The sequence below is a fragment of the Ralstonia mannitolilytica genome (assembly GCF_905397375.1).
Lineage (GTDB): Bacteria > Pseudomonadota > Gammaproteobacteria > Burkholderiales > Burkholderiaceae > Ralstonia > Ralstonia mannitolilytica.
This window is the reverse complement of the sequence record NZ_CAJPVG010000006.1, coordinates 145,535-172,229: the sequence shown is the minus strand read 5'-3', so window position 1 is coordinate 172,229 and position 26,695 is coordinate 145,535. Positions and strand designations below refer to the sequence as shown.

24 protein-coding genes are annotated in these 26,695 nt (G+C 66.0%); 15 read left to right on the top strand and 9 right to left on the bottom strand.

The features are described from left to right. Positions 1-12: 12 nt before the first annotated feature. Entirely contained in the window at positions 13-1,845 is a 1,833-nt protein-coding gene (locus KHN96_RS13680; RefSeq protein ID WP_045787514.1) for an ATP-binding response regulator, read from the bottom strand. 232 nt (positions 1,846-2,077) lie between these two features. Here KHN96_RS13680 and KHN96_RS13675 point away from each other — a divergent pair, with 232 nt between their 5' ends. From KHN96_RS13675 to lspA, 3 genes are all read left to right on the top strand, one after another. Beyond that, positions 2,078-3,076, top strand: coding sequence for a bifunctional riboflavin kinase/FAD synthetase (locus KHN96_RS13675; protein WP_045787515.1), 999 nt, complete (start codon positions 2,078-2,080; stop codon positions 3,074-3,076). Positions 3,077-3,179: 103 nt separating this feature from the next. Continuing rightward, a complete protein-coding gene (gene ileS / locus KHN96_RS13670; protein ID WP_062737875.1) occupies positions 3,180-6,059 on the top strand; it encodes an isoleucine--tRNA ligase in 2,880 nt (959 codons plus the stop codon). Further along, the gene (gene lspA / locus KHN96_RS13665) at positions 6,059-6,577 is read left to right on the top strand and encodes a signal peptidase II (RefSeq protein ID WP_045787517.1); all 519 of its coding nucleotides are present in this window, start codon (positions 6,059-6,061) and stop codon (positions 6,575-6,577) included. Before ileS ends, lspA begins: the two co-directional genes overlap by 1 nt. Positions 6,578-6,604: 27 nt before the next feature. Here lspA and KHN96_RS13660 read toward each other — a convergent pair whose 3' ends face one another. Further along, a complete protein-coding gene (locus KHN96_RS13660; protein WP_045787927.1) occupies positions 6,605-7,177 on the bottom strand; it encodes a YdcF family protein in 573 nt (190 codons plus the stop codon). A gap of 149 nt (positions 7,178-7,326) precedes the next feature. On the opposite strand from KHN96_RS13660, the gene coaBC reads away from it, so the two are divergent. From coaBC to dut, 3 genes are read left to right on the top strand one after another with little or no spacing between them, the layout of a single operon-like run. Beyond that, a complete protein-coding gene (gene coaBC, locus KHN96_RS13655; RefSeq protein ID WP_045787518.1) occupies positions 7,327-8,532 on the top strand; it encodes a bifunctional phosphopantothenoylcysteine decarboxylase/phosphopantothenate--cysteine ligase CoaBC in 1,206 nt (401 codons plus the stop codon). Next, positions 8,529-9,575 carry an LLM class flavin-dependent oxidoreductase gene (locus tag KHN96_RS13650; protein ID WP_115044069.1) on the top strand — a complete coding sequence of 349 codons (1,047 nt, stop codon included), beginning with the start codon at positions 8,529-8,531 and terminating at the stop codon, positions 9,573-9,575. The genes coaBC and KHN96_RS13650 overlap by 4 nt, the downstream gene beginning before the upstream one ends. After that, entirely contained in the window at positions 9,572-10,018 is a 447-nt protein-coding gene (gene dut, locus KHN96_RS13645) for a dUTP diphosphatase (RefSeq protein WP_062737877.1), read from the top strand. Before KHN96_RS13650 ends, dut begins: the two co-directional genes overlap by 4 nt. Positions 10,019-10,088: 70 nt before the next feature. On the opposite strand, the gene clpA is transcribed toward dut, so the two are convergent. Continuing rightward, the gene (gene clpA / locus KHN96_RS13640; protein WP_062737878.1) at positions 10,089-12,377 is read right to left on the bottom strand and encodes an ATP-dependent Clp protease ATP-binding subunit ClpA; all 2,289 of its coding nucleotides are present in this window, start codon (positions 12,375-12,377) and stop codon (positions 10,089-10,091) included. Continuing rightward, the gene (clpS, locus tag KHN96_RS13635; protein WP_003261876.1) at positions 12,374-12,700 is read right to left on the bottom strand and encodes an ATP-dependent Clp protease adapter ClpS; all 327 of its coding nucleotides are present in this window, start codon (positions 12,698-12,700) and stop codon (positions 12,374-12,376) included. Before clpS ends, clpA begins: the two co-directional genes overlap by 4 nt. Positions 12,701-13,273: 573 nt before the next feature. On the opposite strand from clpS, the gene KHN96_RS13630 reads away from it, so the two are divergent. The 3 genes from KHN96_RS13630 (at position 13,274) to KHN96_RS13620 (ending at position 14,809) form a co-directional block, all read left to right on the top strand. Further along, on the top strand, positions 13,274-13,480 hold the full coding sequence (locus KHN96_RS13630) for a cold-shock protein (RefSeq protein WP_045787522.1): 207 nt from the start codon (positions 13,274-13,276) through the stop codon (positions 13,478-13,480). Positions 13,481-13,721: 241 nt separating this feature from the next. After that, entirely contained in the window at positions 13,722-14,114 is a 393-nt protein-coding gene (locus KHN96_RS13625; RefSeq protein WP_373271735.1) for a DUF2501 domain-containing protein, read from the top strand. Positions 14,115-14,188: 74 nt separating this feature from the next. Next, positions 14,189-14,809, top strand: coding sequence for a DUF4126 domain-containing protein (locus tag KHN96_RS13620; RefSeq protein ID WP_062737879.1), 621 nt, complete (start codon positions 14,189-14,191; stop codon positions 14,807-14,809). Between the two features lie 762 nt (positions 14,810-15,571). Here the strand turns inward: KHN96_RS13620 and icd are convergent. Then, a complete protein-coding gene (gene icd, locus KHN96_RS13615; protein WP_062737880.1) occupies positions 15,572-16,822 on the bottom strand; it encodes an NADP-dependent isocitrate dehydrogenase in 1,251 nt (416 codons plus the stop codon). 252 nt (positions 16,823-17,074) lie between these two features. Further along, positions 17,075-17,482 carry a hypothetical protein gene (locus tag KHN96_RS13610; protein WP_238587548.1) on the bottom strand — a complete coding sequence of 136 codons (408 nt, stop codon included), beginning with the start codon at positions 17,480-17,482 and terminating at the stop codon, positions 17,075-17,077. A gap of 338 nt (positions 17,483-17,820) precedes the next feature. Between KHN96_RS13610 and KHN96_RS13605 the strand changes: the two genes are divergently transcribed. The 5 genes from KHN96_RS13605 to KHN96_RS13585 all read left to right on the top strand — a co-directional run bounded on the left by KHN96_RS13605 (position 17,821) and on the right by KHN96_RS13585 (position 22,587). Then, the gene (locus tag KHN96_RS13605) at positions 17,821-18,024 is read left to right on the top strand and encodes a hypothetical protein (RefSeq protein ID WP_045787526.1); all 204 of its coding nucleotides are present in this window, start codon (positions 17,821-17,823) and stop codon (positions 18,022-18,024) included. A 181-nt stretch (positions 18,025-18,205) separates the two neighbouring features. Beyond that, on the top strand, positions 18,206-19,720 hold the full coding sequence (locus tag KHN96_RS13600) for a metallophosphoesterase (protein WP_045787527.1): 1,515 nt from the start codon (positions 18,206-18,208) through the stop codon (positions 19,718-19,720). Beyond that, positions 19,717-21,048, top strand: a complete 1,332-nt coding sequence (locus tag KHN96_RS13595; protein WP_045787528.1) for a cytochrome-c peroxidase — start codon at positions 19,717-19,719, stop codon at positions 21,046-21,048. The genes KHN96_RS13600 and KHN96_RS13595 overlap by 4 nt, the downstream gene beginning before the upstream one ends. A gap of 88 nt (positions 21,049-21,136) precedes the next feature. Beyond that, positions 21,137-21,589 carry a DUF192 domain-containing protein gene (locus KHN96_RS13590; RefSeq protein WP_045787928.1) on the top strand — a complete coding sequence of 151 codons (453 nt, stop codon included), beginning with the start codon at positions 21,137-21,139 and terminating at the stop codon, positions 21,587-21,589. A gap of 35 nt (positions 21,590-21,624) precedes the next feature. Continuing rightward, on the top strand, positions 21,625-22,587 hold the full coding sequence (locus KHN96_RS13585) for an MBL fold metallo-hydrolase (protein WP_062737881.1): 963 nt from the start codon (positions 21,625-21,627) through the stop codon (positions 22,585-22,587). Here KHN96_RS13585 and KHN96_RS13580 read toward each other — a convergent pair. The 3 genes from KHN96_RS13580 to KHN96_RS13570 form a co-directional block, all read right to left on the bottom strand. After that, the gene (locus tag KHN96_RS13580; protein ID WP_045787530.1) at positions 22,584-23,051 is read right to left on the bottom strand and encodes an MliC family protein; all 468 of its coding nucleotides are present in this window, start codon (positions 23,049-23,051) and stop codon (positions 22,584-22,586) included. The two genes, KHN96_RS13585 and KHN96_RS13580, sit on opposite strands and share 4 nt — an antisense overlap. Positions 23,052-23,109: 58 nt before the next feature. Next, entirely contained in the window at positions 23,110-24,078 is a 969-nt protein-coding gene (locus KHN96_RS13575; RefSeq protein WP_045787531.1) for a LysR family transcriptional regulator, read from the bottom strand. 65 nt (positions 24,079-24,143) lie between these two features. After that, positions 24,144-25,061: a LysR family transcriptional regulator gene (locus tag KHN96_RS13570; RefSeq protein WP_045787532.1), complete on the bottom strand. Its 918-nt coding sequence runs from the start codon at positions 25,059-25,061 to the stop codon at positions 24,144-24,146. Between the two features lie 73 nt (positions 25,062-25,134). Between KHN96_RS13570 and KHN96_RS13565 the strand changes: the two genes are divergently transcribed. Continuing rightward, on the top strand, positions 25,135-26,691 hold the full coding sequence (locus KHN96_RS13565; protein WP_062737979.1) for an MFS transporter: 1,557 nt from the start codon (positions 25,135-25,137) through the stop codon (positions 26,689-26,691). The last annotated feature ends 4 nt before the right edge of the window (positions 26,692-26,695 follow it).

Sequence of the window (26,695 nt, the reverse complement as noted above, 5' to 3'; positions counted from 1 at the left end):
TTTCCGCGTTGCTCAGTACGCGACCTGTGGCTCGGCCGCACGGCCCCGCAGCCAGCGCTTGAGCAGTACGCGCAGCATGTTCGGATCCATCGGCTTGGCCAGCAGCAGGTAGCCGGCCTCTTCCGCACGCGCCAGCGCGGCGGAGTTGCGGTCGCCAGTCAGCAGCACGGCGTGGGCGTCGGGATGGCTGACCTGCCAGCGTTCGAGCAGTTGCAGGCCGTCTTCCTCTCCGGGCAGGCGCAGGTCGCAGAAGATGATCTGCGGGCGAATGCCGCGCGCGAGCAGTTGGTCCGCGGCACGGCCATCGGCGGCGCTGTGCACCTCCACGCCCCACGCCTCGAGCAGTGCGTGCCAGGCCTTGCGGATCTGCGGATCATCGTCCACCACCAGTACCACGCCCGAGAAACGCGGCTGGTCCAGCACCGCACGCTTCTGCTCCGCCCGCGGCTGGGCGGCCAGCGGCGCCTTCACCTCGGCCGGCACGGGCCGCAGCGCCATCCAGAACATCGAGCCCCGGCCCGGCACCGAACGCACGCCGAACGTACCGCGCAGCAGGCGCACGCATTCCTTGTAGATGGCCAGCCCCAAGCCGAGACCCTGGCTTGGGTCGCGCTCGGGGTTTTCGACCTGGTAGTAGGTCGAGAAGATTTCTTTCTGGTGCTCCGGCGCCACGCCGATGCCGGTATCCCACACCTCGATGCGCAGATGCTTCTGGCGCACGCGCAACGCCACCATCACGCCGCCGCGCTCGGTATAGCGCAGCGCATTCTGCAGCAGGTTGAACAGCGCCCGGCGCAGCAGCACCGGCTCGGCCATGCCGAATACCGGCAGCGGCGGAATGCGCTGCGTGAGCGTCAGACCCTTGGCGCGCGCATCCGGCATGAACTGCTGGACCACCTCGGTGATGACCTCGCCCAGATCCACCGGCTCCAGCGTCGGCGAGGTCTTGCGGCTCTCGAGCTTGGACAGGTCGAGCAGCGAGCGGAACAGCAGATCGATCGTCGCCGCGCCCGAGGCAAGCTGCTCCACCAGCGGCGCCAGCGATTCGGACTGGTTGCGCGCCCGCAACGCCTCCACCAGCAGCACGAGCGCATGCACGGGCTGCCGCAGATCGTGGCTGGCCGCGGCCAGGAAGCGCGACTTTTCCTCCGACGCCGACAGCGCGCGCTGCTTTTCGTCCTGGTAGCGGCGCGCCAGCTGGCGGCTTTCGTTCTCGAGCTGGATTTCACGCACGAGCGTGTTGTGGATGTTCACCGCATGGCGCGTCAGCAGGGCCGCAAAGAAGAGCAGCACCCCGCGCAGGTACAGCCCGTGGCCCGGAAACGCCTGCTCCGCCAGCACGAAGTGCGGCGCCAGGATGCCCGTGCCGAGGATCAGCAGGCTCGACGGCACCGGCGCCTGCGACAGCACCGCGGCCGCCGCCACGCCGATGATCACGATCATCAGCAGGCTGCTGAACTCCAGCGACGGCGACATCAGGTACAACCCGGCCGAGCAGCCCCATGCCACGCCACCCACCGCCGACATGACGTGCATGCCCGTCCACCACTTGCGGGTGTGCGCAGCCAGCGTCATGCGGGGGAGGTCGTAGCGGTATCCGAAATAGAAGCGCAGGCCCGACGCCGTCAGGCACAGCATGATCAGGCACCAGCCCAGCAGCGCCGGGCGATTGGGCGCATCCCAGAATGCCGCCACTGTCAGCGCAGGCAGCACGACCGAGGCGGCAATCCCCATGGGCGCCCCCCGATGCACGGCGGCGAGCAGCTTGGCTCGGGCATCCAGTTCGAGCGGCGCACGGCTGGCCAGCCCGAACTTGGCGAAGAAAAGGCGCAACGAGGCGTTCAAGGGAATGCGGGGAAGAAGAAGCCGGATCTCAGCGGATATCGGATTGTGCCGCAAGCCCGCAACGGGCGGGCGCACCGTTCGGAGGATTGTGCAACAGCCCGACACCTGGCTCGCCGCGCGCCGGGGACGCGGCAATCCCTTATATAATGTGCGTTTTGCTGGATTTTTGCGCAGTGCCGCGGCAATCCAATCCGAAACGCTGCCCTTTCTTCCTCCATCACCGACGCCTCTCGTGAAAGTCTTTCGCGGCCTGCCCAATGCCGAAAGTCGCGCGCCGTGCGCGCTGACCATCGGCAACTTTGACGGCGTGCACCGCGGGCACCAGTCTCTGCTGGCCCGGGCGCGCGCGGCGGCCGACGCACGCGGGCTGCCGCTCACGGTGATGACGTTCGAGCCGCATCCGCGCGAATTCTTCATGCCGGATCGCGCGCCCACCCGCATTGCCCTGCTGCGCGACAAGCTCGAAAGCCTGCGGCGCCAGGGCGTCGACCGCGTGGTCGTGGAGCACTTCAACGCGCATTTCGCCGGCCAGACGCCGGACGAGTTCGTGCGCAACGTGCTCGTCGACGGGCTGCATGCGCGCTGGCTGCTGGTGGGCGATGACTTCCGCTTTGGCGCCAAGCGCGCCGGAGATTTCACCTACCTGCAGGCCGCCGGCGCGCAGTTCGGATTTGAAGTCGAGCAGATGGGCTCGGTGTCGGAGTCCGGCATTCGCATCTCCAGCTCGGCGGTGCGCGAGGCGCTGGCCGCGGGCGACCTCGAACATGCCCGCCGCCTGCTCGGTCACGGTTATGCCATCAGCGGGCACGTGGTGCACGGGCAAAAGCTCGGCCGCTCGCTCGGCTTCCCGACGCTGAATCTGCGCATTTCGCACCGCAAGCCCGCAGTGGCCGGCATCTTTGTCGTGCAGGTGCACGGGCTGGCCGAAAAGCCGCTGCCGGCCGTCGCCAGCATTGGCGTGCGCCCGACGGTGGACGATTCCGGCCGCGTGCTGCTGGAAGTGCACGTCTTTGATTACAACGCCAGCGTCTACGGCAAGCTGGTCCGCGTGGAATTCATGAAGAAGCTGCGCGACGAGGCTCGCTACGATTCGCTCGATGCGCTCAAGGACGCCATCGCGCAGGACTGTGTTCACGCGCGGCAGTTCTTCGGCCTGCCCGTTCCACCGGCCGGCGAGTCGCCAACGCTTCGGCGCGACTTCGCGACCTCCGCCACCGACCGAATTCAGTAGGCGGCTGACGCACCCGCCGCCCGAAAGCCACACCACGCACGCGCCTGCTCTGACCGGCGCGCTGCATCGATCCGATTTGCCCGAATCTGCCTCACATCACACCATGTCTGACGCCAAGAAGCCCACGCCGGAGAAAAGCAAGTACCCGGTCAACCTGCTGGACACCCCCTTCCCCATGCGCGGCGATCTGCCCAAGCGCGAGCCGCAATGGGTCAAGCAGTGGCAGGACAAGCAGCTCTACAAGAAGATCCGCGCCGCGCGTAAAGGCGCGAAGAAGTTCATCCTTCACGATGGCCCGCCGTATGCCAACGGCGACCTGCACATCGGCCACGCGGTCAACAAGATCCTCAAGGACATGGTGATCAAGTCGCGCGGCCTGACCGGCCTGGATGCCGTGTACGTGCCGGGGTGGGATTGCCACGGCATGCCGATCGAGATCCAGATCGAAAAGCAGTTCGGCAAGGGCCTGCCCGTCAAGGAAGTGCAGGAGAAGGCGCGCGCCTACGCCACCGGCCAGATCGCGCGCCAGAAGGCCGACTTTGAGCGCCTGGGCGTGCTGGGCGACTGGGCGGACCCATACCTCACCATGAACTTCCGCAACGAAGCCGACGAGCTTCGCGCGCTGGGCAAGATTCTCGAAAAGGGCTACGTCTTCCGCGGCCTGAAGCCGGTCAACTGGTGCTTCGACTGCGGCTCGGCATTGGCTGAGGCAGAAGTCGAATATGCGGATCGCACCGACCTGTCGATCGACGTCGGCTTCCCGTTCGCCGACATCGACGCGCTGGCGAGCGCCTTCCACGTCGGCGCCGATGTGCTCAAGGCCAAGCCGGGCTGGATCGTGATCTGGACGACGACGCCGTGGACGATCCCGTCCAACCAGGCGCTGAACCTGCACCCGGAAATCGAATACGCGCTGGTCGACACGCCGCGCGGGCTGCTGATCGTCGCGAAGGAGCGCGTCGAGGCCTGCCTGCAAAGCTGGAAGCTCGAAGGCACCGTGCTGGCCACGTGCGAAGGTGCCGCGCTCTCGGGCGTGCGTTTCCACCATCCGCTCGCGAAGATGGATGCGGGCTACGACCGCACCTCGCCCGTCTACCTGGGCGACTACGTGACCATCGACACCGGCACCGGCATCGTCCACTCCGCGCCCGCCTATGGCGTGGAAGACTTCCAGTCGTGCAAGGCGCACGGCATGCCCGACGCGGACATCATCAACCCGGTGATGGGCAACGGCGTCTACGCATCGACGCTGCCGCTGTTCGGCGGCCAGATGATCTGGGATGCCAACCCCAAGATCGTCGAGGTGCTGCGCGAATCGGGCAACCTGTTCGACGCGCACAAGTACAACCACAGCTACATGCACTGCTGGCGCCACAAGACGCCGATCATCTATCGCGCCACGTCGCAGTGGTTTGCGGGGATGGACGTGCAGCCCAACGACGGCAACGCCACGCTGCGCGAAACGGCGCTCGCCGGCATCGATGCCACCGCGTTCTACCCGTCGTGGGGCAAGCAGCGCCTGCACAACATGATCGCCAACCGCCCGGACTGGACGCTGTCGCGCCAGCGCCAATGGGGCGTGCCGATGGCGTTCTTCGTGCACAAGGAAACCGGCGCGCTGCACCCGCGCACGCCTGAGCTGCTGGAGCAGGTCGCGCAGCGCATCGAACAAAACGGCATCGAAGCCTGGCAGACGCTCGACCCGCGCGAGCTGCTCGGCGACGAGGCTGACATGTACGAGAAGAATCGCGACACGCTCGACGTGTGGTTCGACTCGGGCACGACGCACTGGCACGTCATCCGCGGCTCGCATGCGGCGGATCTGTACGACGCTTCGGCCGAGCTGCCGGACGGCCGCCTGGCCGATCTGTACCTGGAAGGCTCCGACCAGCACCGCGGCTGGTTCCACTCGTCGCTGCTGACGGCTTCGATGCTGTACGGCAAGCCGCCGTACAAGGGCCTGCTCACGCACGGCTTCACGGTGGACGGCGAAGGCCGGAAGATGTCGAAGTCGATCGGCAACACGATCGCACCGCAGGAAATCGCCAACAAGATGGGCGCGGAGATCATCCGCCTGTGGGTCGCCTCGACGGATTATTCGGGCGAACTCGCCATCTCTGACGAGATCCTGAAGCGCGTGGTCGAAAGCTATCGCCGCATCCGCAACACGCTGCGCTTCCTGCTCGCCAACCTGACCGACTACGATCACGCCAAACACGCGTTGCCGACCGAGCAATGGCTCGAAATCGACCGCTATGCCGTAGCGCTGACGGATGCGTTGCAGAAGGAAGTGCTGTCGCACTACGACGTGTATGAATTCCACCCGGTGGTCGCCAAGCTCCAGACGTTCTGCTCGGAAGACCTGGGCGGCTTCTACCTCGACGTGCTGAAGGACCGCCTGTACACCACGGCACCCGATTCCGTGGCGCGCCGCTCGGCACAGAACGCGCTGTATCACATCACCCAGGCCATGCTGCACTGGATGGCGCCGTTCCTGTCGTTCACGGCCGAAGAGGCTTGGCAGGTCTTCGCCCACGGCACGGAGCACACCGACACCATCTTCACCAGCACCTACTACACCGCCCCGGTGCCGCAAGGCGCCAGCGCGCTGCTGGAAAAGTGGGCCGCCATCCGCAACGTGCGCGGCGAAGTGACCAAGCAGCTCGAAGCGCTGCGCATCGACGGCAAGATCGGCGCGTCGCTGCAGGCGGAAGTGACGGTCGCTGCCGGTGACACCGTGTACGACGCCCTGGCGAGCCTCGGCGACGACCTGCGCTTCGTGCTGATCACGTCGGCGGCCAAGCTCGAACGCGCGCCCGAGGGCGGCGATCTGCTCATCACCGTGGCACCTTCGACGCATGCCAAGTGCGAACGCTGCTGGCACTACCGCGCCGACGTCGGCCACGACCACGCCCACCCGACGCTCTGCAAGCGCTGCACTGACAACCTGTTTGGCGCCGGTGAACAACGGAGCGCTGCCTGATGGCCACTCGCAACAACGGCAAGAGCAAGGCGGTTTCGCGTTCAGGCGGCGGTCATGGTCTGGGCCCCTGGCTGGGCCTGGCCGTGATCTGGATCCTGCTGGACCAGCTGACCAAGATCGCGATCCTGAAGACGTTCACGTACGGACAATCGCGCCCGATCACGGGTTTCTTCAACCTGGTGCTGGCCTACAACAAGGGGGCGGCGTTCTCGTTCCTGGCGGCGGCTGGGGGCTGGCAACGCTGGTTCTTCACAGGCCTGGGAATCGCGGCGGCGCTGTTCATCGTGTGGCTGCTCAAGCGGCACAGCGCGCAGAAGCTGTTCTGCTTTGCGCTCGCGCTCATCCTGGGTGGGGCGCTTGGCAACGTGATCGACCGCGTCGTCTACGGCCACGTGGTGGACTTCCTCGACTTTCACCTCAACACCTACCACTGGCCCGCATTCAATGTGGCGGACTGCGGGATCACGATCGGCGCCGTGCTGTTGATCGTTGACGAACTGCGGCGCGTGCGGCGCTGAACGCCGACGCAGTGGCGTGGTAGTGAATCAGTATCGAATCGCGTACCACGCCCGTTTGATGTACTCGGCCAAGATGGTTCCGCTCTCGTAAATCGGCAACGACTTGGTGAGCGTGTCCCCGGCGAATACGCCGTGCACGCCCCATGCCACATCAGGCCACACCTGGCGGAATACGTCCCGCGCCCGGCCTGTGTGGTACCAACTGGTGACCAGCACCGCGCGGCCGACATGCTGACCGGTCAACGCCCGGTGCGTCATCTGCGCGTTTTCCATCGTGCTACCCGATTCACACTCGTAGCCGATGCGGTCAGCCGGTATGCCGGCCATCACCAGCCGGCGCACGATCAGCAGGCAATCTCCCTCCCCGCTCACGAACACGCGCGGCGCCACACCCGCGTGATACAGCTCCGCCGCACCGATCACGCGCTGACCCGATTCCCCGCCGAGGACAACGATCACGTCTGCCCTCGCAGGCACGGACTCCTCGCGCAACCACGCTTTGGCTTCGCGCACGAGCACCGCGCCCGTCACCAGGGCGACAAGGGACAATGCGCCGACTACCGCCAGGACATTGCAGACTGCCGAACGAGCGAAAACCATATCGGGAATGAGCATTTGAGGAAAAATCCGGGCGCCGGACGGGCTTCGGGCCAAGCCGGTATCATCGCCACACTGACGGGCGGGCCGATCCGGCTCCGGGTTGTATCCTGCCCAAGCACATTGCGTCAATCGGACCCCAGCGGACAGTTATGGAACTGCAAGGCAAACATTTCGTGCTCGGCCTGACCGGCGGCATCGCGTGCTACAAGTCGGCCGAGCTCGTGCGGCTGCTGACCAAGGCCGGTGCGACCGTGCAGGTGGTGATGACCGACGCCGCCACGCACTTCATCACGCCGGTGACGATGCAGGCGCTTTCCGGACGCCCCGTCTTCACGTCGGAGTGGGACAACCGCATCGGCAACAACATGCCGCATATCGATCTCTCGCGCGAAGCGGACGCAATCGTCATCGCCCCAGCATCGACGGACTTCCTCGCCAAGCTTGCGCACGGCATGGCCGACGATCTGCTCTCCACGCTATGCATCGCGCGCGACTGCCCGCTGCTCGTGGCCCCCGCCATGAACCGGCAGATGTGGGCCGCGCCCGCTACTCAGCGCAACGCCGCGCAGCTGCGCGCGGATGACGTCACGCTGCTCGGCCCCGATGCCGGCGACCAGGCCTGCGGCGAAGTCGGCGACGGCCGCATGCTCGAGCCGGAAGACATCGTCGAGCAACTCATCGGCTTCTTCCAGCCCAAGCTGCTGCGCGGCCACCGCGTGCTGTTGACAGCCGGCCCGACCTTCGAGCCGATCGACCCGGTGCGCGGCATCACGAATCTGTCGAGCGGCAAGATGGGCTTTGCGCTGGCGCGGGCTGCATCGCAGGCCGGTGCGACGGTCACGCTCGTCGCTGGGCCGTGCCATCAGGACACGCCTGCAGGCGTATTGCGCATCGATGTGCAGACTGCCCAGCAGATGCACGATGCCGTCATGCGCGAGCTGGACACCACGAAGAACGACATTTTCATTGCCGTGGCCGCCGTGGCGGATTGGCGTGTGGCGCAAGCCGCGGAGCAGAAGCTCAAGAAGCAGAGCGATTCCGACGTACCGACACTGACGTTCACGCAGAACCCGGACATCCTGGCCGCCGTGGCACGCCGTGCGAATGCGCCCTTCTGCGTCGGCTTTGCAGCAGAAACCGAACGCCTGGAAGAGTTCGGCGAGGCCAAGCGCCAGAAAAAAGGCATCCCGTTGCTGGTCGGCAATCTCGGGCATCAGACCTTCGGCCGCGACGACAATGAAGTCGCGCTCTTCGATGCCAAGGGCATCACGCGCCTGCCGCGCGCCGACAAGCTGACGCTCGCGCGCCAGATCGTCGCCGCCATCGCCGACCGCGTGCACGGAGCACGGTCATGAGCGCCGCGCCGATCCGTCTATCGGTCCTGGACCAAAGCCCCGTCATCTATGGCCACAGCGCACGCGATGCCATTGCCGCGACGGTCGACCTGGCGCAACTGACGGATTCGCTCGGCTACACGCGCTACTGGTGCGCCGAGCACCACGGCCTGCGCGGCGTCAGCAACCCCGCGCCCGAAGTGATGATCGCCCGCGTGGCGAGCGCCACGAAGCACCTGCGCGTGGGCTCCGGCGGCGTGATGCTGCCGTACTACAGCCCGTTCAAGCTGGCCGAGCAGTTCCGCCTGCTGGAAGCGCTGTTCCCGAACCGTATCGACCTGGGTGTCGGCCGCGCACCCGGCGGCGACATGCGTACCGCGCAGGCCGTGGCCATGGGCGACTACAACCGGGGCGACATCTTCCCGCAGCAGGTGCAGGAACTGATCTGGCACCTGACGGGCACGCTGCCACCGGATCACCCCGCTTACGGCGTCATCCTGCAGCCCGAGATCGACACCCAACCCGAACTGTGGGTGCTCGGCTCCAGCGATTTTGGTGGCGCGTTGGCCGCGCGCCTCGGTACCCGTTTCGCGTTTGCCCATTTCATCAATCCGCACGTCGGGCACATCGTCGCGCAGCAGTACCGTACCGATTTCGAACCCGGCTACGACGCACGGCCGTACAGCGCTGCCGCCGTCTTCGTGATCGCGGCAGACACTGAAGCCGAGGCGCGCCGCTACGAAGCTGCGATTGATTTGCGCCGCGTGCAGATGGCGATTGGCGTGAATGGCCCGATCCCGACTGTCGAGCAAGCCGAAGCGCACGTCTACACCGAGCGCGACCAGGCCATCGTCATGCGGGAGCGGCCGCGCAGCATCATCGGCACACCGGAATCCGTGGCCGAGCAGATGCTTGCGCTCAAGAGCCGCTTTGTCGCCGACGAACTGATCGTGCTGACCGTCGCGCCCAGCTACAAGGCGCGCCTGCGCTCGTACGAGCTGCTGGCCGAGGCGTTTGCGCTACCATCTCCGGCTTCTGCAACCTCCTCGGCCTGCCCCGCATGAAACTCGACGTCAAGATCCTCGACGCCCGCCTGCACGAACAGCTTCCGCAGTACGCCACCGCCGGCAGCGCCGGGCTGGACCTGCGCGCCTGCATCGACGCCCCGCTCACCATCGAGCCCGGCACCACGCACCTGATTCCGACCGGCATGGCGATCCACCTGGCCGACCCCGGTTATGCCGCGCTGATCCTGCCGCGCTCGGGCATGGGCCACAAGCACGGCATCGTGCTGGGCAACCTGGTCGGCCTGATCGATTCGGATTACCAGGGCCAACTGATGGTGAGCACGTGGAACCGTGGCAGCACGGCGTTCGTGCTCAATCCGATGGAGCGCTTGGCACAACTGGTGATCGTGCCGGTGGTGCAAGCCGAGTTGAACATCGTCGATGACTTTGCAGAAAGCGAGCGCGGTGCCGGTGGCTTCGGCAGCACGGGACGCCACTGAGTGCATCGTCGGCACATAGAAAAACGGCCCGGAGTTTTTCCGGGCCGTTTTCTTTGGAGCGTCTGACGGGTCAGGCTTCCGCTTCTTCCTGGGCAGGTGCGGGCGGTGCTTCGTTCTCGGAGAACTCCAGCTTCACCGCATCCGCATCGTCCAGATCCACGACCACCTTTCCGCCGTTCACCAGCTTGCCGAACAGCAGTTCGTCGGCCAGCGCCTTGCGGATCATGTCCTGGATCAGGCGCTGCATCGGGCGCGCACCCATCAGTGGGTCGAAACCCTTCCTCGCCAGGAAGCGACGGAGCTTCTCGGTGAAGATGGCATCCACCTTTTTCTCGTGCAGTTGCTCTTCCAGCTGCATGAGGAACTTGTCGACCACGCGCATGATGATTTCCTCATCGAGCGAGCGGAAGCTGATGGTTGCGTCCAGACGGTTGCGGAACTCCGGCGTGAACATGCGCTTGATGTCGGCCATCTCGTCGCCCTGTTCGCGCGCCGTGGTGAAACCGATCGTTGCCTTGTTCATCGTCTCGGCGCCCGCATTGGTCGTCATGATGATGATGACGTTGCGGAAGTCCGCCTTGCGGCCGTTATTGTCCGTCAACGCGCCGTGGTCCATCACCTGCAGCAGGATGTTGAAGATGTCCGGGTGCGCCTTCTCGATCTCGTCCAGCAGCAGCACGCAGTGCGGCTTCTTGGTCACGGCTTCCGTCAGCAGACCGCCTTGGTCGAAGCCCACGTAGCCCGGAGGCGCGCCAATCAGCCGGCTCACCGCATGGCGCTCCATGTACTCCGACATGTCGAAGCGGATCAGCTCGATGCCGAGGATGAACGCGAGCTGCTTGGCGACTTCCGTCTTGCCCACGCCCGTCGGGCCGCTGAACAGGAACGAGCCGATCGGCTTGTCCGTCTTGCCCAGGCCGGCACGCGACATCTTGATGGCCGAAGCCAGCGCGTCGATGGCCGGATCCTGCCCGAACACGACCGACTTCAGGTCACGCTCCAGCGTCTGCAGCTTGCTGCGATCGTCCTGCGACACGCTTTGCGGCGGGACGCGGGCAATGCGCGACACGATGTCTTCGATCTCGCTCTTGCCGATGGTCTTCTTCTGCTTCGACTTCGGCAGGATGCGTTGCGCCGCACCCGCTTCGTCGATCACATCGATCGCCTTGTCCGGCAAATGACGGTCGGTGATGAAGCGCGCCGACAGCTCAGCCGCCGCAGTCAACGCCGACGACGCGTACTTCACGCCATGGTGTTCTTCGAAGCGCGACTTCAGGCCGCGCAGAATCTGCACGGTCTGATCCACCGACGGCTCCACCACGTCGATCTTCTGGAAGCGGCGCGACAGCGCTGCGTCCTTCTCGAAGATGCCCCGGTATTCCGTGAACGTCGTCGCACCGATGCACTTGAGCGCGCCCGACGACAGCGCCGGCTTGAGCAGGTTGCTGGCATCCAGCGTGCCGCCCGATGCAGCGCCCGCGCCGATCAGCGTATGGATTTCGTCGATGAACAGGATCGCGTTCGGGTTGTCCTTGAGCGACTTCAGCACGCCCTTCAGGCGCTGCTCAAAGTCGCCACGGTATTTGGTGCCGGCGAGCAGGGCGCCCATGTCGAGCGAGTAGACGACGGACTTCGCGAGGATGTCCGGCACTTCGCCCTTGGTGATGCGCCATGCCAGGCCCTCAGCGATGGCCGTCTTGCCGACGCCGGCCTCGCCGACCAGCAGCGGGTTGTTCTTGCGGCGGCGGCACAGCACCTGCACCACGCGCTCGACTTCCTGCTCGCGGCCGATCAGCGGATCGATCTTGCCGGCCTTGGCCAGCGCGTTCAGGTTCTGGGTGAACTGCTCGAGCGGGCTTTCCTTGCCGTCGCCGCCTTCGCCTTCGGGGTTGCCCTCGCCTTGCTTGGCGGGCTCCGCCTGGTCCTTGCGGATGCCGTGACTGATGAAGTTGACGACATCCAGGCGGGTCACGCCCTGTTGCTGCAGGTAATACACCGCGTGCGAATCCTTCTCGCCAAAGATGGCCACCAGCACATTCGCGCCCGTGACTTCCTTCTTGCCGTTGGAGGTCGACTGCACGTGCATGATGGCGCGCTGGATCACGCGCTGAAAGCCGAGCGTCGGCTGCGTGTCCACCTCGTCGGTGCCGGGCACGACGGGCGTGTTGTCAGCGATGAAGTTCTTCAGGTGCGTGCGGAGATCTTCGATGTTGGCGGCGCAGGCGCGCAGCACCTCCGCGGCCGTCGGATTGTCCAGCAGCGCAAGCAGCAGGTGCTCCACCGTAATGAATTCGTGGCGAGCCTGACGGGCTTCGACAAACGCCATGTGCAGGCTGACTTCCAGTTCTTGCGCGATCATGCTTCCTCCATCACGCACTGCAGCGGGTGCCCCGCCTGCCGTGCATGGGTTGATACCAATTCCACTTTCGTCGCGGCGATATCCCGAGTGTAGATACCGCACACGCCCTTACCTTCCCGATGCACAGTCAGCATGATCTGTGTGGCAGTCTCCCGGTCTTTGCTGAAATATTGCTGAAGGATCATCACGACGAATTCCATCGGGGTGTAGTCGTCGTTGAGCAGCAGCACCTTGTACATCGCGGGCGGTTTGAGCGCTTGCTCTTTCCGCTCCAGGACGGTGCCTGCATCGTGTTGTGGAGTGGTCGCTTGCCGGATTGCCATGGTCTTATTCTAACCACTCCTTTCGACTTCGCAATTTGGGGAAATAACGCTGACTTCAAGGTCTGCAAACGGTTTGGCCGAGCCGGCGTGCTTCCGTCGGCCCTCGGCGCGGAGGGGTTTTTCCGCCGCTGCCCGCCGGAGAGCGGCGCAAGCTCCGGGCCTGCCATGCCAATCGTTTTCTCATAGTGGGGGCGACCGGCTCAATTTCGAGCGAAACCTCTTCCAAAACTGACCGTTTTTCGCCACAAACCCATCTTCGGCGGCCTTGACAGTCTGTTGCTTTCCTCGAACAATCGAATTCAACATGTGCGTCTTACTGCCCCGCAAACCGTTGGCAGCAGGCCTCATGATGGTGAGCCGGGGAGGCCTCACACCAGTCGACAACAGATCGACAACCGCTTCAGGCTGTGGCGCCTGCCACGAGAAGACCGATCGCTGACGGCGCGGTTCCATCCGCGCCTTTCGTCGTGCCCCACGGCCGACGCCCGGCGATGACTGCGCGGTACCGCTCTGCACTGGCCCGACAGGCATGCTTTCCCCGCTCGGACTTGTGTTTCCACGGAGGGGTTGTTTATGGCAAGCGGTACTGTCAAATGGTTCAACGATGCCAAGGGTTTCGGTTTCATCTCGCCTGACGAGGGTGGTGAAGAACTGTTCGCGCATTTCTCGGCCATCCAGATGAGCGGCTTCAAGACGCTCAAGGAAGGCCAGCGCGTCACGTTCGAGGTGACGCAGGGTCCGAAGGGCAAGCAGGCCACCAATATCCAGTCGGCCGCCTGATCGGCGTCATGGGGCGCCCGCCGCTGGCGGACGCCCAATTGCAAAAAACCCGGTACCACGCCGGGTTTTTTGTTGCCGCAGCGGCGGACAATGGCGGCACACCGCAAGCAACACGCCATTTCGTCGCAGCGTGCGCCAGGGTGCGTGGATGATCCCCGTGTTCAAGGAGCCCCCCGCATGAAACAGCACATCGCCTGTACCGCCCTCTCCGTCGCCCTCATTGCGGCGTTACTGCCGGCCGGTGCCAGCGCAGATCGGCGATCTCATCAAAAGCGCCACGCAAGGCGGGCACGAATCCTCCGGCGGGTTGGGCGCCCTGGGGAATCTCGGTGGAATGGGCGGCGGCCTGCCGTCGCTGGGTTCGCTCAGCTCGGGCAGCACCGGCAATGTGGCCGGGGTGCTGGAGTTCTGCGTGAAGAACAATTACCTGAGCGGCGCCGGCGCGGAGTCGGTCAAGGACAGGCTGCTCGGCAAGCTGGGGGGCGCGCCCGCGTCTGACCCAGGCTATACGGATGGCACCCGGGGCATCCTCACCGGCGCCGACGGCAGCACATTCGACCTGGCCAGCATCAAGTCGCAGATCACCCGCCAGGCCTGCGACAAGATCCTGTCGCAGGGCAAATCGCTGCTCTGAGGCGCGACGCGGCCAGGCGCGCACTACACTGCAGTATCGATGGGCGTTCGCCCGCCATTTTGCTCGAGGCATCCATGCTGGAAACCGCCGCGCTGGCCGCCGGCTTGTCCTGGACCAGCGGCTTCCGTCTCTACCTGGCCGTGTTCGCTGCGGGCATCCTGGGCCGCGCGGGGTGGCTGCACCTGCCGCCCGGTCTGCAGATGCTGGAATCGTGGTGGGTCATCGGCTTGGCCGGCGTGCTGGCGGTGGCGGAATTCCTCGCCGACAAGATTCCCGGTTTCGATTCCGTTTGGGATGGCATCCAGACCTTCATCCGCGTGCCTGCCGGTGCGATCCTGGCTGCGGCTGCGTTCGGACAGCTCGATCCGCAATGGATGGTGGCTGCGGGACTGATTGGCGGGACGCTGGCCGGCACAGCCCATGCCACCAAGGCCGGCACGCGCGCGCTGATCAACACGTCGCCGGAACCGTTCTCGAACTGGGTGGCGTCGTTCAGTGAAGACGTGGCCGCCAGCGGCGGTTTGTTGATGGCGTTTTTCCTGCCGATCGCGTTCCTGGTGGTGCTGGCGCTGCTGCTGTTGGTATCGGCGTGGCTGCTGCCCAAGCTGTGGCGCGGCGTGCGGCGGCTGCGCGATGTGCTGCGCGGGCGCTCGCCGGGGCCGCAATCGCCCGGCACAACGCGGGTGCCTCACTAGGCGCCATCCGCGCGCAGCCGCGACAACGCGCCTCTAGGCGCTGCACGTGCCTCCCCTAGACAAACTCTGATTTATAGTTTCGCCCCTGCTCAGACGAAGCAGCCATCGGTACACTCGCGCCCATCGCTTCAGTGCCATAGAGAATGCGATCGAGGTGTGGAAACCTCGGGTATAGCGGGCAAGCGCCGAGCATAGGTGCTTGTCCTGAACCGTTATGGCTTGGCTTCGTCTCCTTCCTGGGGCGAGCCAGGCTTGAACGGCTTCGGCCGTGCCGATCGCTATACCTCGGTTTTCCACCTTGCCTGTGCTCGCCCACCCCTCCCGCCAAGGGTTGGGCGCGGTTCCGTTCATCACATGAAGAGGAATGCCGTGACCCGCTCGATCTTCCCATCCGTCGATCCCGCTGTTGCCGATTCGCGCGGCGAATATCAAAAGGGCGTTGGTGCTGCGCGGGACCTCCTGCATGCATTGGCCGCGCGCGCCGCAGCCATGAAGCAGGCCGCCACGAGCAAGACGGCTTCGCCGGAACGTCGCGGGCCCCCGCTGATTGATGGGCGAGGCCGACGCATGGGCCGCGGCGCCTTTGTTGCAGCATCGGCGTTGAGGCTTGTTGGGACTCGCCCGCCCCTTTGAGAGTGCAAGCCGCCCAAGACTGGAGCACACGCGGGCGGCTGGTTGCGGCTCGAAACGAAAAACCCCGGCCAGCCGAAGCTGCCGGGGTTTTTGTCATATCCATCGCGGCCGGAGCCGCGAGCGACATGCTTACATATTCTCGATCATCACCTGACCGAAGCCCGAGCACGACACTTGGGTCGCGCCTTCCAGCAGACGGGCGAAGTCATACGTGACCTTCTTCGACAGGATCGACTTTTCCATCGAGCTGATGATCAGATCAGCGGCTTCCGTCCAGCCCATGTGGCGCAGCATCATTTCGGCCGACAGGATTTCCGAACCCGGGTTCACGTAGTCCTTGCCCGCGTACTTCGGCGCGGTGCCGTGGGTGGCTTCGAACATTGCCACCGAATCCGACAGGTTGGCACCCGGGGCGATACCGATACCGCCGACTTGCGCGGCCAGGGCGTCGGAGATGTAGTCGCCGTTCAGGTTCAGCGTGGCGATGACCGAGTACTCGGCCGGACGCAGCAGGATCTGCTGCAGGAAGGCGTCGGCAATGGCGTCCTTGACGATGATTTCCTTGCCCGTCTTCGGGTTCTTGAACTTGCACCACGGGCCGCCGTCGATCAGCTCGGCGCCGAATTCCTTCTGAGCCAGTTCGTAACCCCAGTCACGGAAGCCGCCTTCCGTGAACTTCATGATGTTGCCCTTGTGCACCAGCGTGACCGACGGCTTGTCGTTGTCGATCGCGTACTGGATGGCCTTGCGCACCAGGCGCTGCGTGCCTTCCTTCGACACCGGCTTGATGCCGATGCCCGACGTTTCCGGAAAACGGATCTTCTTCACGCCCATTTCGTTGCGCAGGAAGGCGATGACCTTCTTGGCCTGCTCGCTCTCGGCGGCCCATTCGATGCCGGCGTAGATGTCTTCCGAGTTCTCGCGGAAGATGACCATGTCGGTCTTCTCGGGCTCACGCACCGGCGACGGCACACCCTTGAAGTAGCGCACCGGGCGCAGGCAGACGTACAGGTCCAGCTCCTGGCGCAGCGCCACGTTGAGCGAACGGATGCCGCCGCCCACCGGCGTCGTCAGCGGGCCCTTGATGGACACCACGTAGTCCTTCAGGACTTGCAGGGTCTCTTCGGGCAGCCATACGTCCGGGCCGTACACCTTGGTCGACTTTTCCCCGGCGTAGATTTCCATCCAGGAAATCTTGCGCTTGCCGGCGTAGGCCTTCTCGACCGCGGCGTCCACGACCTTGATCATGACCGGCGTGATGTCGAAGCCCGTGCCGTCGCCCTCGATGTAGGGAATGATGGGGTTGTCGGGGACGTTCAGGGAGAAGTCCTTGTTGACGGTGATCTTCTCGCCGGCCGGGACCTTGATGTGTTGGTACATGACGACTCCAGTGCTGACCGCAGGTGAGCGGATGGACGGTGGGGGTTGACAGCACAGCGCGCCGCGCGCGGGTTGGCCGATGCGGCACGCTGCAATGAACTGGCGATTCTAGCGGCCCGCGATGGCGCTCTCACGATGCACCGCACAAAATCCTTGCAAGCCGCAACTCTTATATAAGACACAAGAGTGAATTCCGCATTATGCCGGAAAATTTCACCATCCGCCATACTCCCGCGCGTGGCGGACCGGCCCCTAGCTGCCGGGCAAACCACCGTCCGGACGGTGTGCGACAACGGTGCGGGCATCCGTCAGTGCCGGCGCGGCGTCGGGCAGCGCGCTCCAGGCGGCGACAACCCGGGCCAACGCGTCGCGCAGCCCGGCGGAAGCGTCGGTGTTCAGCAACCCGGCCAGCCCCGCGGCATCCAGACCGGGGTGACGGCGCACCAGCCAGGCGAGCGTCTGGATGTGGTCGCCGAAGCGGCCGTCCGCCTCGAGCAAGGGGCACAAACGTGCCAGGGCCGCACGGCGGTCCAGCGGCGCTCCGGCGATCGTCTCCGATACCAGAAGGAAATCGTCGAGGTGCGAACTGGGCCCCGGCGCGGAGCGGAAAACTCCCGGCAAGGCGGCGAGCGCCACCCAACCACCGGCGGCCAGCAGCACGTCGCGGCGCCGAAGCGGCTCCGGCTTGGGCGGGGAAAGCGACAACGAAAGCGGGGACACGGCAGCATGAAGGAAAACGGGCCTGCATTCTCAAGGTCCGCAGCGGCGCCCTCCTATCAGACGAGTCCGAAATGGCGGCCCGCAGGCGGCGCGTCGGGCAACTTTCTTGCGTGGCGCAACATGGTTCACATCGCGGATCCGCGTGTGCCGGGACTTTCGTCGCCGCCCGCAAAAAATTCGATCCGGCGTGTCAACGGGCCTGTAACGGGCTGCGTTATTGCAGATGACTCATTTAGCGGGTCGATGGTTTAACTCACTGATCTATAAAAGGATTCACCATGAAGAAGCTGATCGCTGCCCTGATCGCCGGCCTGTTCGCCACCGGTGTGTTCGCTCAAGCCTCGGCCCCGGCTGCTGACGCAGCTGCTGCTCCGGCCGCTGAAAAGGCTGCTCCGAAGGCCAAGAAGGCCAAGAAGCACCACCACAAGAAGGCCAAGAAGGCCGCTGCTGCTGACGCTTCGGCTCCGGCTGCCCAGCAATAAGCTTGTGGCGACGCCGGGCCCTCGCGGCTCGGCTGGCCCAGAGAAAGCAGATGCTTATGCATCTGCTTTTTTTTCGCCCCGCTTTGGCCGATACCCCAGCACGCAAGTGGGGCTGTCAAAATAGCGCCATCTAGCTTGGGTACGTTGCGCGTTCCTCACAACAAGAAACAGGGAAGGCGCGATGGAATTCCGATCGATGTTCGCTGCGGTGCGGCGCAAACGCACCGTGTTGACGATGCTCTCTCTTGCCGCGCTGGCTGCGGCAGCCGTGATCGCAGGCTGCGGCGGCTCGTCCTCCGATTCCACGCCTGCACCGACGCCCGCGCCGGCTGACGCCGCCACGGCGGATGCCAATATCCAGGCCGCGTGGGTGGAGATCGGTGACAACAATCAGGCCATCGTCCGCGTCGCCACGAGCTACACGAACGGCGCAACACCGGCCGACAGCTCCGTGTGTCCGCTGCTGACGGTGGACGGCTCCACCACCCGCATGAGCCTGCGCGTGGCCGCCGGCACCGTGGCACAACGCACCACCGCCAGCGCCGCGAGCGATTCCAAGGCTTCGTCCTTTCCGGTGAGCGCCTGCGAGGCCACGGTGGCATCGACCGCCAAGGCCGCGTCGATCGGCTCCCGTGTGCTGCCGCTGCCCAAGGCCAACCCGCAACGCGTGGTGATCCTGGCGGACACCGGCTGCCGCATGAAGAAGTCGAGCAACACGTTCCAGGCGTGCAACGATCCGCTGTCGTGGCCGTTCTCGACTGCTGCCGCCACGGCAGCGGCCATGAAACCCGACCTCGTCCTGCACGTGGGCGACTACCACTACCGCGAAAACGCCTGCCCGCCCGACGTGGCCGGCTGCCAGGGCAGCCCGTGGGGCTACGGCTGGGATACATGGCAGGCCGACCTGTTCCAGCCCGCCGCCCCGCTGATGGCCGCCGCCCCGTGGGTGCTGGTGCGCGGCAATCACGAGGAATGCGCGCGCGCCGGCCAGGGCTGGTATCGCTTCCTCGATCCGCGCCCGTATTCCGCGGACCGCTCGTGCGACAACCCGGCCAACGACACCGCAGCCAACGCGTCGGACCCGTACGCCGTGGCCATCGGGAGCGATACGCAAGTCATCGTGTTCGATTCGGCCAAGGCGGGCACCACGCCGCTGGCGACCACCGACCCGTGGTTCCAGACCTACCAGAAGCAGTTCGCCACCGTCGGTACGCTGGCCGCCAAGCCGGGCGTGATGTCGATCTTCACCAACCACCACCCGATCCTCGGCTTCGTGCCGATCGCAGGGGGCACGCCGCTGGGCGGCAACGCGGCACTGCTGTCGGTCATGAACAGCCTGAACGCCACGGCCTACTACCCGCCCGGCGTGCAGGTGGCGCTACATGGTCACGTGCACGACTTCCAGGCCATCAACTTCACCAGCAACCATCCGGCGACCATCGTGGCGGGCAACGCCGGCGATTCGCTGGATGTGGCCCTGCCCGATCCGTTCCCGGCCATCAGCCCGGCCTCCGGTGTGACGGTGGGCAGCATCTCGCACAACAACTCGTTCGGCTTCATGGTGATGGACCGCCAGCCGGCGCCCGCCAAGGGCTGGCTGTTCAAGGCGTACACCGTCAACGGCAAGCTGCTGACGACGTGCACGCAGAACGGTTCGAGCCTGGTGTGCGACAAGACCGGCTTCGTCGCACCTTGAAGCGCCTGCGCATTGCGCTTTGGGTTGCCGCCACACTCATCCCGGGTGTGGCGCTGGCCGAATCGATTGGCATGACGCCCAAGCTGGACGCCGTGCCGCCGCCTGCCGAGTCGGCCGTGTTCAAGCCCGACCCGAACCTCGTCGCGCTCGGCAAGCGGGTGTTTTTCGACCCGCGCCTGTCGGAGCCGCAGGGCACGTCGTGCGCGGCGTGCCATGACCCCGGCCGGGCGTTCGCGCCCACGCTCAAGGGCGAGGCGCTGCGCATCGGCGTGCCGGCAGGCAGCCGCCCGGGGCACATGGCCGCGCGCAATGCGCCATCGCTGCTGTATCTGCGTTACGTGCCGCAGCGGTACTTCTTCCAGGACGACGACGCGAGCTTCCCGTCGCCGTTTGGCGGCTTCTTTGCCGATGGCCGTGCCGACTCCATCGCCGAGCAGATTCGCGGCCCGCTGTTCAGCCCCGATGAAATGGGCAATCGCTCGCCGCGCACGCTGCAGCGCAAGGTGGCCGGCACGGACCTCGGCCAAGCGCTGACGCAGCAATTCGGTGCCGATGCGGTCCGCGACCCCGAACGGCTCGTGGGCGCGCTGGGAAAGGCGCTGGAGGCGTATTTCCAGAGCGACGAGATGGCGCCGTTCACCTCGCGCTTTGATGATTTCCTGCGCAAGCGCACGCCGCTTTCGCCGGCCGAGATGCGCGGCCTCGCCCTCTTCCGCAACCCCGACAAGGGCAACTGCGCCTCGTGCCACCTGATGGTGGAATCGTCGTCGCGCCCGGAGCGCTCGCTGTTCACCGATTTCGGCTACGACGCCATCGCCGTGCCGCGCAACCCGCGGCTGCCCGCCAACAAGGACGCGCGCCACTTCGACGTCGGCCTGTGCCAGACCGCCCGCGCCCTCGGATGGCCCGAGCCCGACCAGTGGTGCGGCTACTTCCGCACGGCCGGCCTGCGCAACGTGGCCGTGCGGCAGACGTTCATGCACAACGGCGTGTTCCGCACGCTGCGCGATGCGGTGGCCTTCTATGCCACGCGCTCGACCGACCCGGCGCAGTGGTACCCCGGCGGCAAGCGTTTCGACGACGTGCCAGCCAGATACCAGGGCAACATCAACGTGAACGCTGTGCCGATGAACCGCCGCGCCGGCGCTACACCCGCGCTGACGGAAGACGAAATCGACGACATCGTCGCCTTCCTGCGCACGCTCACCGATGCGCGCTACGTGGCGCAGATGCCGGACCCCGCGGTGGACAAGGCACGCTCGGCGCACGCGCCCAGGGCGGGCACAAGGACCGCCGCCATCCGGCCCGACCAGGCCACTACGCGGTAACAACTTTTTATCCCCGCGGGCCCTCGCCGCATTGACGCCGGGAGGTCGAGTGCCGATCATGTTGCGTTTCGTTTCTGCCTTGCTTGCCATGACCACGCTCTCCCGCCTGCTTGCCGGCCTGTGCCTGTCGATCGCCGCCGGCACGGCCTTCGCGCAAACGCCGACCGGCCCGAACACCGGCCTGCCCGTCACCGATCTGACGATCGGCATGTACAAGGTCCACGCTGAAGTGGCCGCCACCCCGCAGTCTCGCGAGACGGGGCTGATGTTCCGCAAGTCGATGCCCGACACGGCCGGCATGCTGTTCGTGTTCGACGAGATTGCCGGACACTGCTTCTGGATGAAGAACACGGATCTGCCGCTCTCGATCGCGTTCATCACCGAGGACGGCACCATCTCCGACATTGCCGAGATGAAGCCGCAGACCGAAGACAACCACTGCCCGACCCGCGCCGGCCGCTATGCGCTCGAAATGAACAAGGGCTGGTTCTCGCGCAAGGGCATCAAGCCCGGCATGAAGGTCGGCGGCCTGCCGCGCTGAGGCGCATCCCACAACAACAGAGAGGAGACCGCCGCATGCACGCATTCAGCAACAACCGCCGCCGCTGGATGCAGCAGGCAGGCGCACTGGCCGCAGGCGCGGGCGCTGCCGCCGCAGGCTGGCCGATGGCAGCATCGGCGGCAGGGGCGGGCAAGGGCACGCGCCTGATCCTGCTCGGCACCGCCGGGGGGCCGACGCCCAAGAAGAACCGCTCAGCGCCGGCGCAGGTGATCGTCATCAACGGCGTGTCGTACGTGGTGGACTGCGGCAACGGTGTCGCACGCCAGTATGTAACGGCGGGGCTCAAGCTCAAGGACATTCGCCACGTCTTCCTCACGCATCAGCACTCCGACCACAACGCCGATTACGGCACGCTGATGCTGCTCGCCTGGGCCACCGACCTGACCGGCCCCGTCGACGCCTGGGGCCCGCCCCCGCTGACCGCGATGACGACCAGGTTTCTCGAACTGTACGACTACGACATCCGCACCCGCATTGCCGACGAAGGCCGGCCGCCGCTGGCGCCGATGATCCACCCGCACGAGATCACCGAAGGCGGGCTGGTGATGCAAGACGCCAACGTCAAGGTCACGAGCGCATTGGTGAAGCACCCCCCGGTGGCGCCCGCCTTGGCGTTCCGCTTTGATTCGGCAGACCGCTCCATCGTCATTTCCGGCGATACGGCGCCGAGCGAAAACCTCGTGCGCCTGGCCTATGGCGCCGACGTGCTCGTGCACGAGGTGATGCACCTGCCGTCGCTCGACAGGCTGCTCGCCACCGAGCCGAATGCCAAGACGCTGCGCGAGCATCTGCTGGCGAGCCACACCTCCACCGAAGACGTCGGCCGCATCGCCACCGAGGCCAAGGTGAAGACGCTGGTGCTGTCGCACTTCGTGCCGGGCGGCTATCCGTATCTGGAAGATGCGGTGTGGCTGGATGCGGTGCGCCCGCACTTCAAGGGCGAGATCATCGTGGGCCGCGACCTGCAGGAAATCTAGGGGCGGCCGCTGGTCGCTTCGTTGCAGTCGCGGTAGAGGACGTTGCGGTTGGCGGGCAGCGTCTCATCGGTGAGGAAGCCGGTGGGACCCTTCGTCCACCAGACGTACGGGCCCGACGCATAACGCGCGCCCGACGCCGAGATGACGTTGGCGAACACGTGGGTCTTGCCGTCGAGCGTGATGGCCGCCAGCGGTGTATCGCCCACCGTCATGTACTTCACGAGCAGCGTCTTGCCGCCCCCGCAGCTGTAGCGCACGTCGTGCGGCTCCTTGATCGGCAGTGCGGAGTACGCGCGGGCCTGGTCGATGGCCTTGTTCAACCCGGCCTTGGCAAAGTCGAGCGCGGTATTCAGATCGTCGGACGACATGCCGGGCACGGGCGACTGCTGCGCGGTGGCGAAGCCACTGAACACGCCGGCGCCCAGCGCCACGCCCAACATCATTGCGGTTGCAGAACGACGCATGGATCGGTCTCCTTGGAAGATCAGCGGGAGCCCGTTAGACGTGTACGGGCCCGAAAAGTCAGTCCGCCGCGTCGTCGGCTTCCGCGGCTGACGGGCTCAGCACAAGCGGTGTCGGCTCCAGGCGTTGCGGCAGTTCCTCGGACAACGCGCGCGCCGCTTCGGCAAAGCACTGCACGAGGCTGTCAGCCAGCGATGACGGCGCATGGTGCTCGGCACGCATGGCGCGCACATCGAAGGTCTGCGCCGGTTCCAGCGCGAACAGCGCGATGCGCTCCATGCTGCCGGTGGCGGCGGTGAACTGGTCGAGCATCGTCACCCCCAGCGATTCCTCCACCAGCGAGCGCGCCAGCGAATACGTCTGCACCTCCAGCGTCGACTGCGGCGCCAGTCCGCCGCGTGCCAGCGTCTGCCCGACGAGCGAGCCGAGCGAGATCTGGTCTTCGAGGCCGATGAACGGTTTCTCGGCGACGAGCCTGTGCAGCGCGCGACCGTCGGTCTTTCCGCCGACCCACGCGCGCGGTGCGGCCAGCAGGATGCGGCCCTGGGCAACCGGCGTCGTGCTGATGGCGGGATGCACGGGCGGCGCAAAGGCGAAGCCGACATCAATATCCTGCGAGAGCAAGCCCTGCACGATCTCGGCGGTGTGATGGGTGAACACGCGCACGAGCGTGTCGGGGTGACGCTGTGAGAAGCGGCGCACAGCCGGCGCGAGAATGCTCGGCGCCAGGCTCGGCGTGGCCGCCACGCGCAGGCGCCCCGCCCCCTTGTGGCGCAGGTTGGCCGACACGCGCCGCACGCGCTCGACCTCCTGGTACAGGCGTTCGACCTCCGCGAACAGCTCGAATGCCTCCGCGGTAGGCTGCAAGCGTCCCTTGGTGCGATCGAACAGGCGGAAGCCGAGCTGCAGCTCGGTGTGTTGCAGCACGCGCGTCACCACGGGCTGCGACACGTTGAGCATGCGCGCGGCCTCGCTGACGGTGCCCACCAGCATCACGGCGCGGAAGACTTCAATCTGGCGCAAGCGCATGGCCGCCGGTCCTCACAAATCCGAATGGGAAAGCGCCGATTGTGACATCGGCCCCGAGTCTTCGGCTAGGCCGGATCGGCGGGCGCCGGCGTGGCGGCGACGCCCTCCGCCTCGAGCGCATCCAGAAACACGCGCACCTTGCGCGGCACGAGCTTGCGCGCAGGCATCAGCGCGTACACACGCAGCGCGGTCAGCTCGAAGTCGGGCAGCACGCGCACGAGCCGGCCGGTGGCGACTTCGGCATCGCCCACGGAACGCGCCATGCGCGCCACGCCCAAGCCGCGCACGGCGGCGCGGGCGCGCATTTCGGCATTCAGCGTCTGCAGGCGCGGCTGGATCGGAACCTCGATCGGCTCAGCCGCTGGGTCGCCCGCGGGGCGGAAGGCCCAGCTCGCATCGTCGGGGCCGGAGAGGCAGGGCCAGCCGGCCAGGTCGGCGGGCGTCTTCAGCGGCGGGCGTTCCGCCAGCAATGCCGGCGAGGCGTACAGGCCGCGCGGGATCATCACCACGCGGCGCGCCACCAGCGACGAGTCCGGCAGCATCTGGTCGACCATCACGAAGACGATGTCGTAACCGCTGGCCAGCAGATCGGGCTGCTCCCACGAGATGTGCACCTGGATCTGCAAGTGCGGGTATTTCTCGAGCGTGCGGCATACCGGCTCGGTCAGGTGCTGTGCACCCACCTCGTACGGCGCAGCGATGCGCAGCGTGCCGGCGACGGTTTCGCTGGCGGCGGTGGTGTCGGCGTGCACTTCGCGCAGGCGCTCGAACAGTGGGGCGATGTCGTCGTAGAAGTGCGAGCCCGCTTCGGTCAGGCGCAGCTGGCGCGTGGTGCGCGTCATGAGCCGCACGCCGAGCGAGGCTTCCAGCCGCGAGACGGCGGCGCTGGCGGTCGATTTCGGGATCCCGAGCGCCTCGGCGGCGGCGGTGAAGCTGCCGGCCTCCACCACGCGGCAGAAGGTCTCCCAGTCGTTCCACTCCATTGTTCGCATGACTGGACAGTGTTCCTAGAGTTCGCCGTTTATCCGGCTGGCGGGCAAGTTTATGCTCGGGCACATGTCGCTGCAAATCCTCAAACCCGCGTCGCTGCGGGCGTTTCCCCATTTTTCTTCTGCGCGTGTCCACGCATTCGGGCTCGCGCTGGGCCTGTCCACCGGGCTCGACTTCGTGTCTTCGCAGATGTTCGCCGTGGCCGGGCAGCACATCCAGGGCGGCGTGCATGCCAGCCCCGAAGCGTATCTGTACGCCGTCACCGCTTATGCCGTGGCCGCGGTGGTGGCAAACCTCGCCATCGGCCGCATTGCCGCGCACGTGGGCTACCGCATGTACTCGCTCGTAGGGATCGCGCTGTTTGCCGCCGGCTGCGTGGTGTGCGCGCAATCGAACACGATTGGCGAGCTGGTGGTCGGCCGGACGATCCAGGGGCTGGGCGCGGGCGGCCTGTTCTCGGCATCGCGGATCCTGGTGCAGCTCACCGCAGAGCCCGACGAGCGCATCCCGCCGATGCTCATGTTCAGCGTCGGTCTCTTCGGCCTGACGACGATCGCGCCGTGGATCTGCGCCGAGGTGCTCGAATACAGCGAATGGCGCGTGATCTTCTGGCTGGAGCTCGTGCTGGCCGTCGTGGCGTGGATGGCGATGTTCTTCCTGCCGCCCGAACGTCACCAGCCCCGCACACGCGCCGCACGCCGCCCGCACGAGGCGCCGCCGCAGGACAGCCTGTGGGACTGGGTCGGCGTCGGCGCCATGGCCATCGGCGCGTTGTCGTTCCTGATGGGCCTGTCGGAGCTGCGTTATAGCCGGCTCACGGCGTCGCCGGCGATCCCGCTGCTGCTGATTGGCGGGGCGGCATCGCTGCTGCTGGCCATGCACCGGCTGCGCACGCACCCCGATCCGTGGCTCGACCTGTCGCGCCTGAACGGCCGCCGCTACCTGTGGGGCATCGGCTTCTACGGCGTGTACTACCTGATGAGCGGCTATTGGTCTTACCTGTTTCCGGCGGTGTCGCAAGGCGGGCTCGGTTTCACGTTCCGCACGACCACGCTGTTCCTGATGATCAGCGGCGCGGTATCGACCGTGGTGGCGGTGATCATGACGATCTGGCTGCCGTTCTTCTTCCGCAAGCGCCGCTTCATCGCGATCGGCTTTGGCGTGTATGCGGCGGCAGCGCTGCTGCTCGGCACGAGCCTGATGCCGGGCGCACCGGACTACGCCTTCTTCCCCGTATCGATGCTCGAAGGCATCACGCCGGGTGCGGTGATGATCCAGGTCGCGATGATGACCTACCTCGATCTCGACCGGGAAGACTTCGCGCACGGCTACCAGATGAAGAACATCGCACGCCAGTTCGCCACGGCAGTCGGCACGGGGCTGGCGGCGGTGTCGCTGCAGACGCAGCAGGCCGAATCGCGCTCGCTGATCGTGGCGCACATCACGCGTTTCACATCGGATCTGCAGGCCGCCGGACCGCTGACGCCGCAACGCCTGGCGAGCCTGTCGGCGGAGATCGACCGACAGGCCACGCTGGCGGCCGGCACGCAGCTCTTCAGTTGGTTTGCCGTGGTGTGCGGCGTGCTGGCGGTGGTGGTGCTGATGCAGCGCTCGCTGCGCTGAAAGC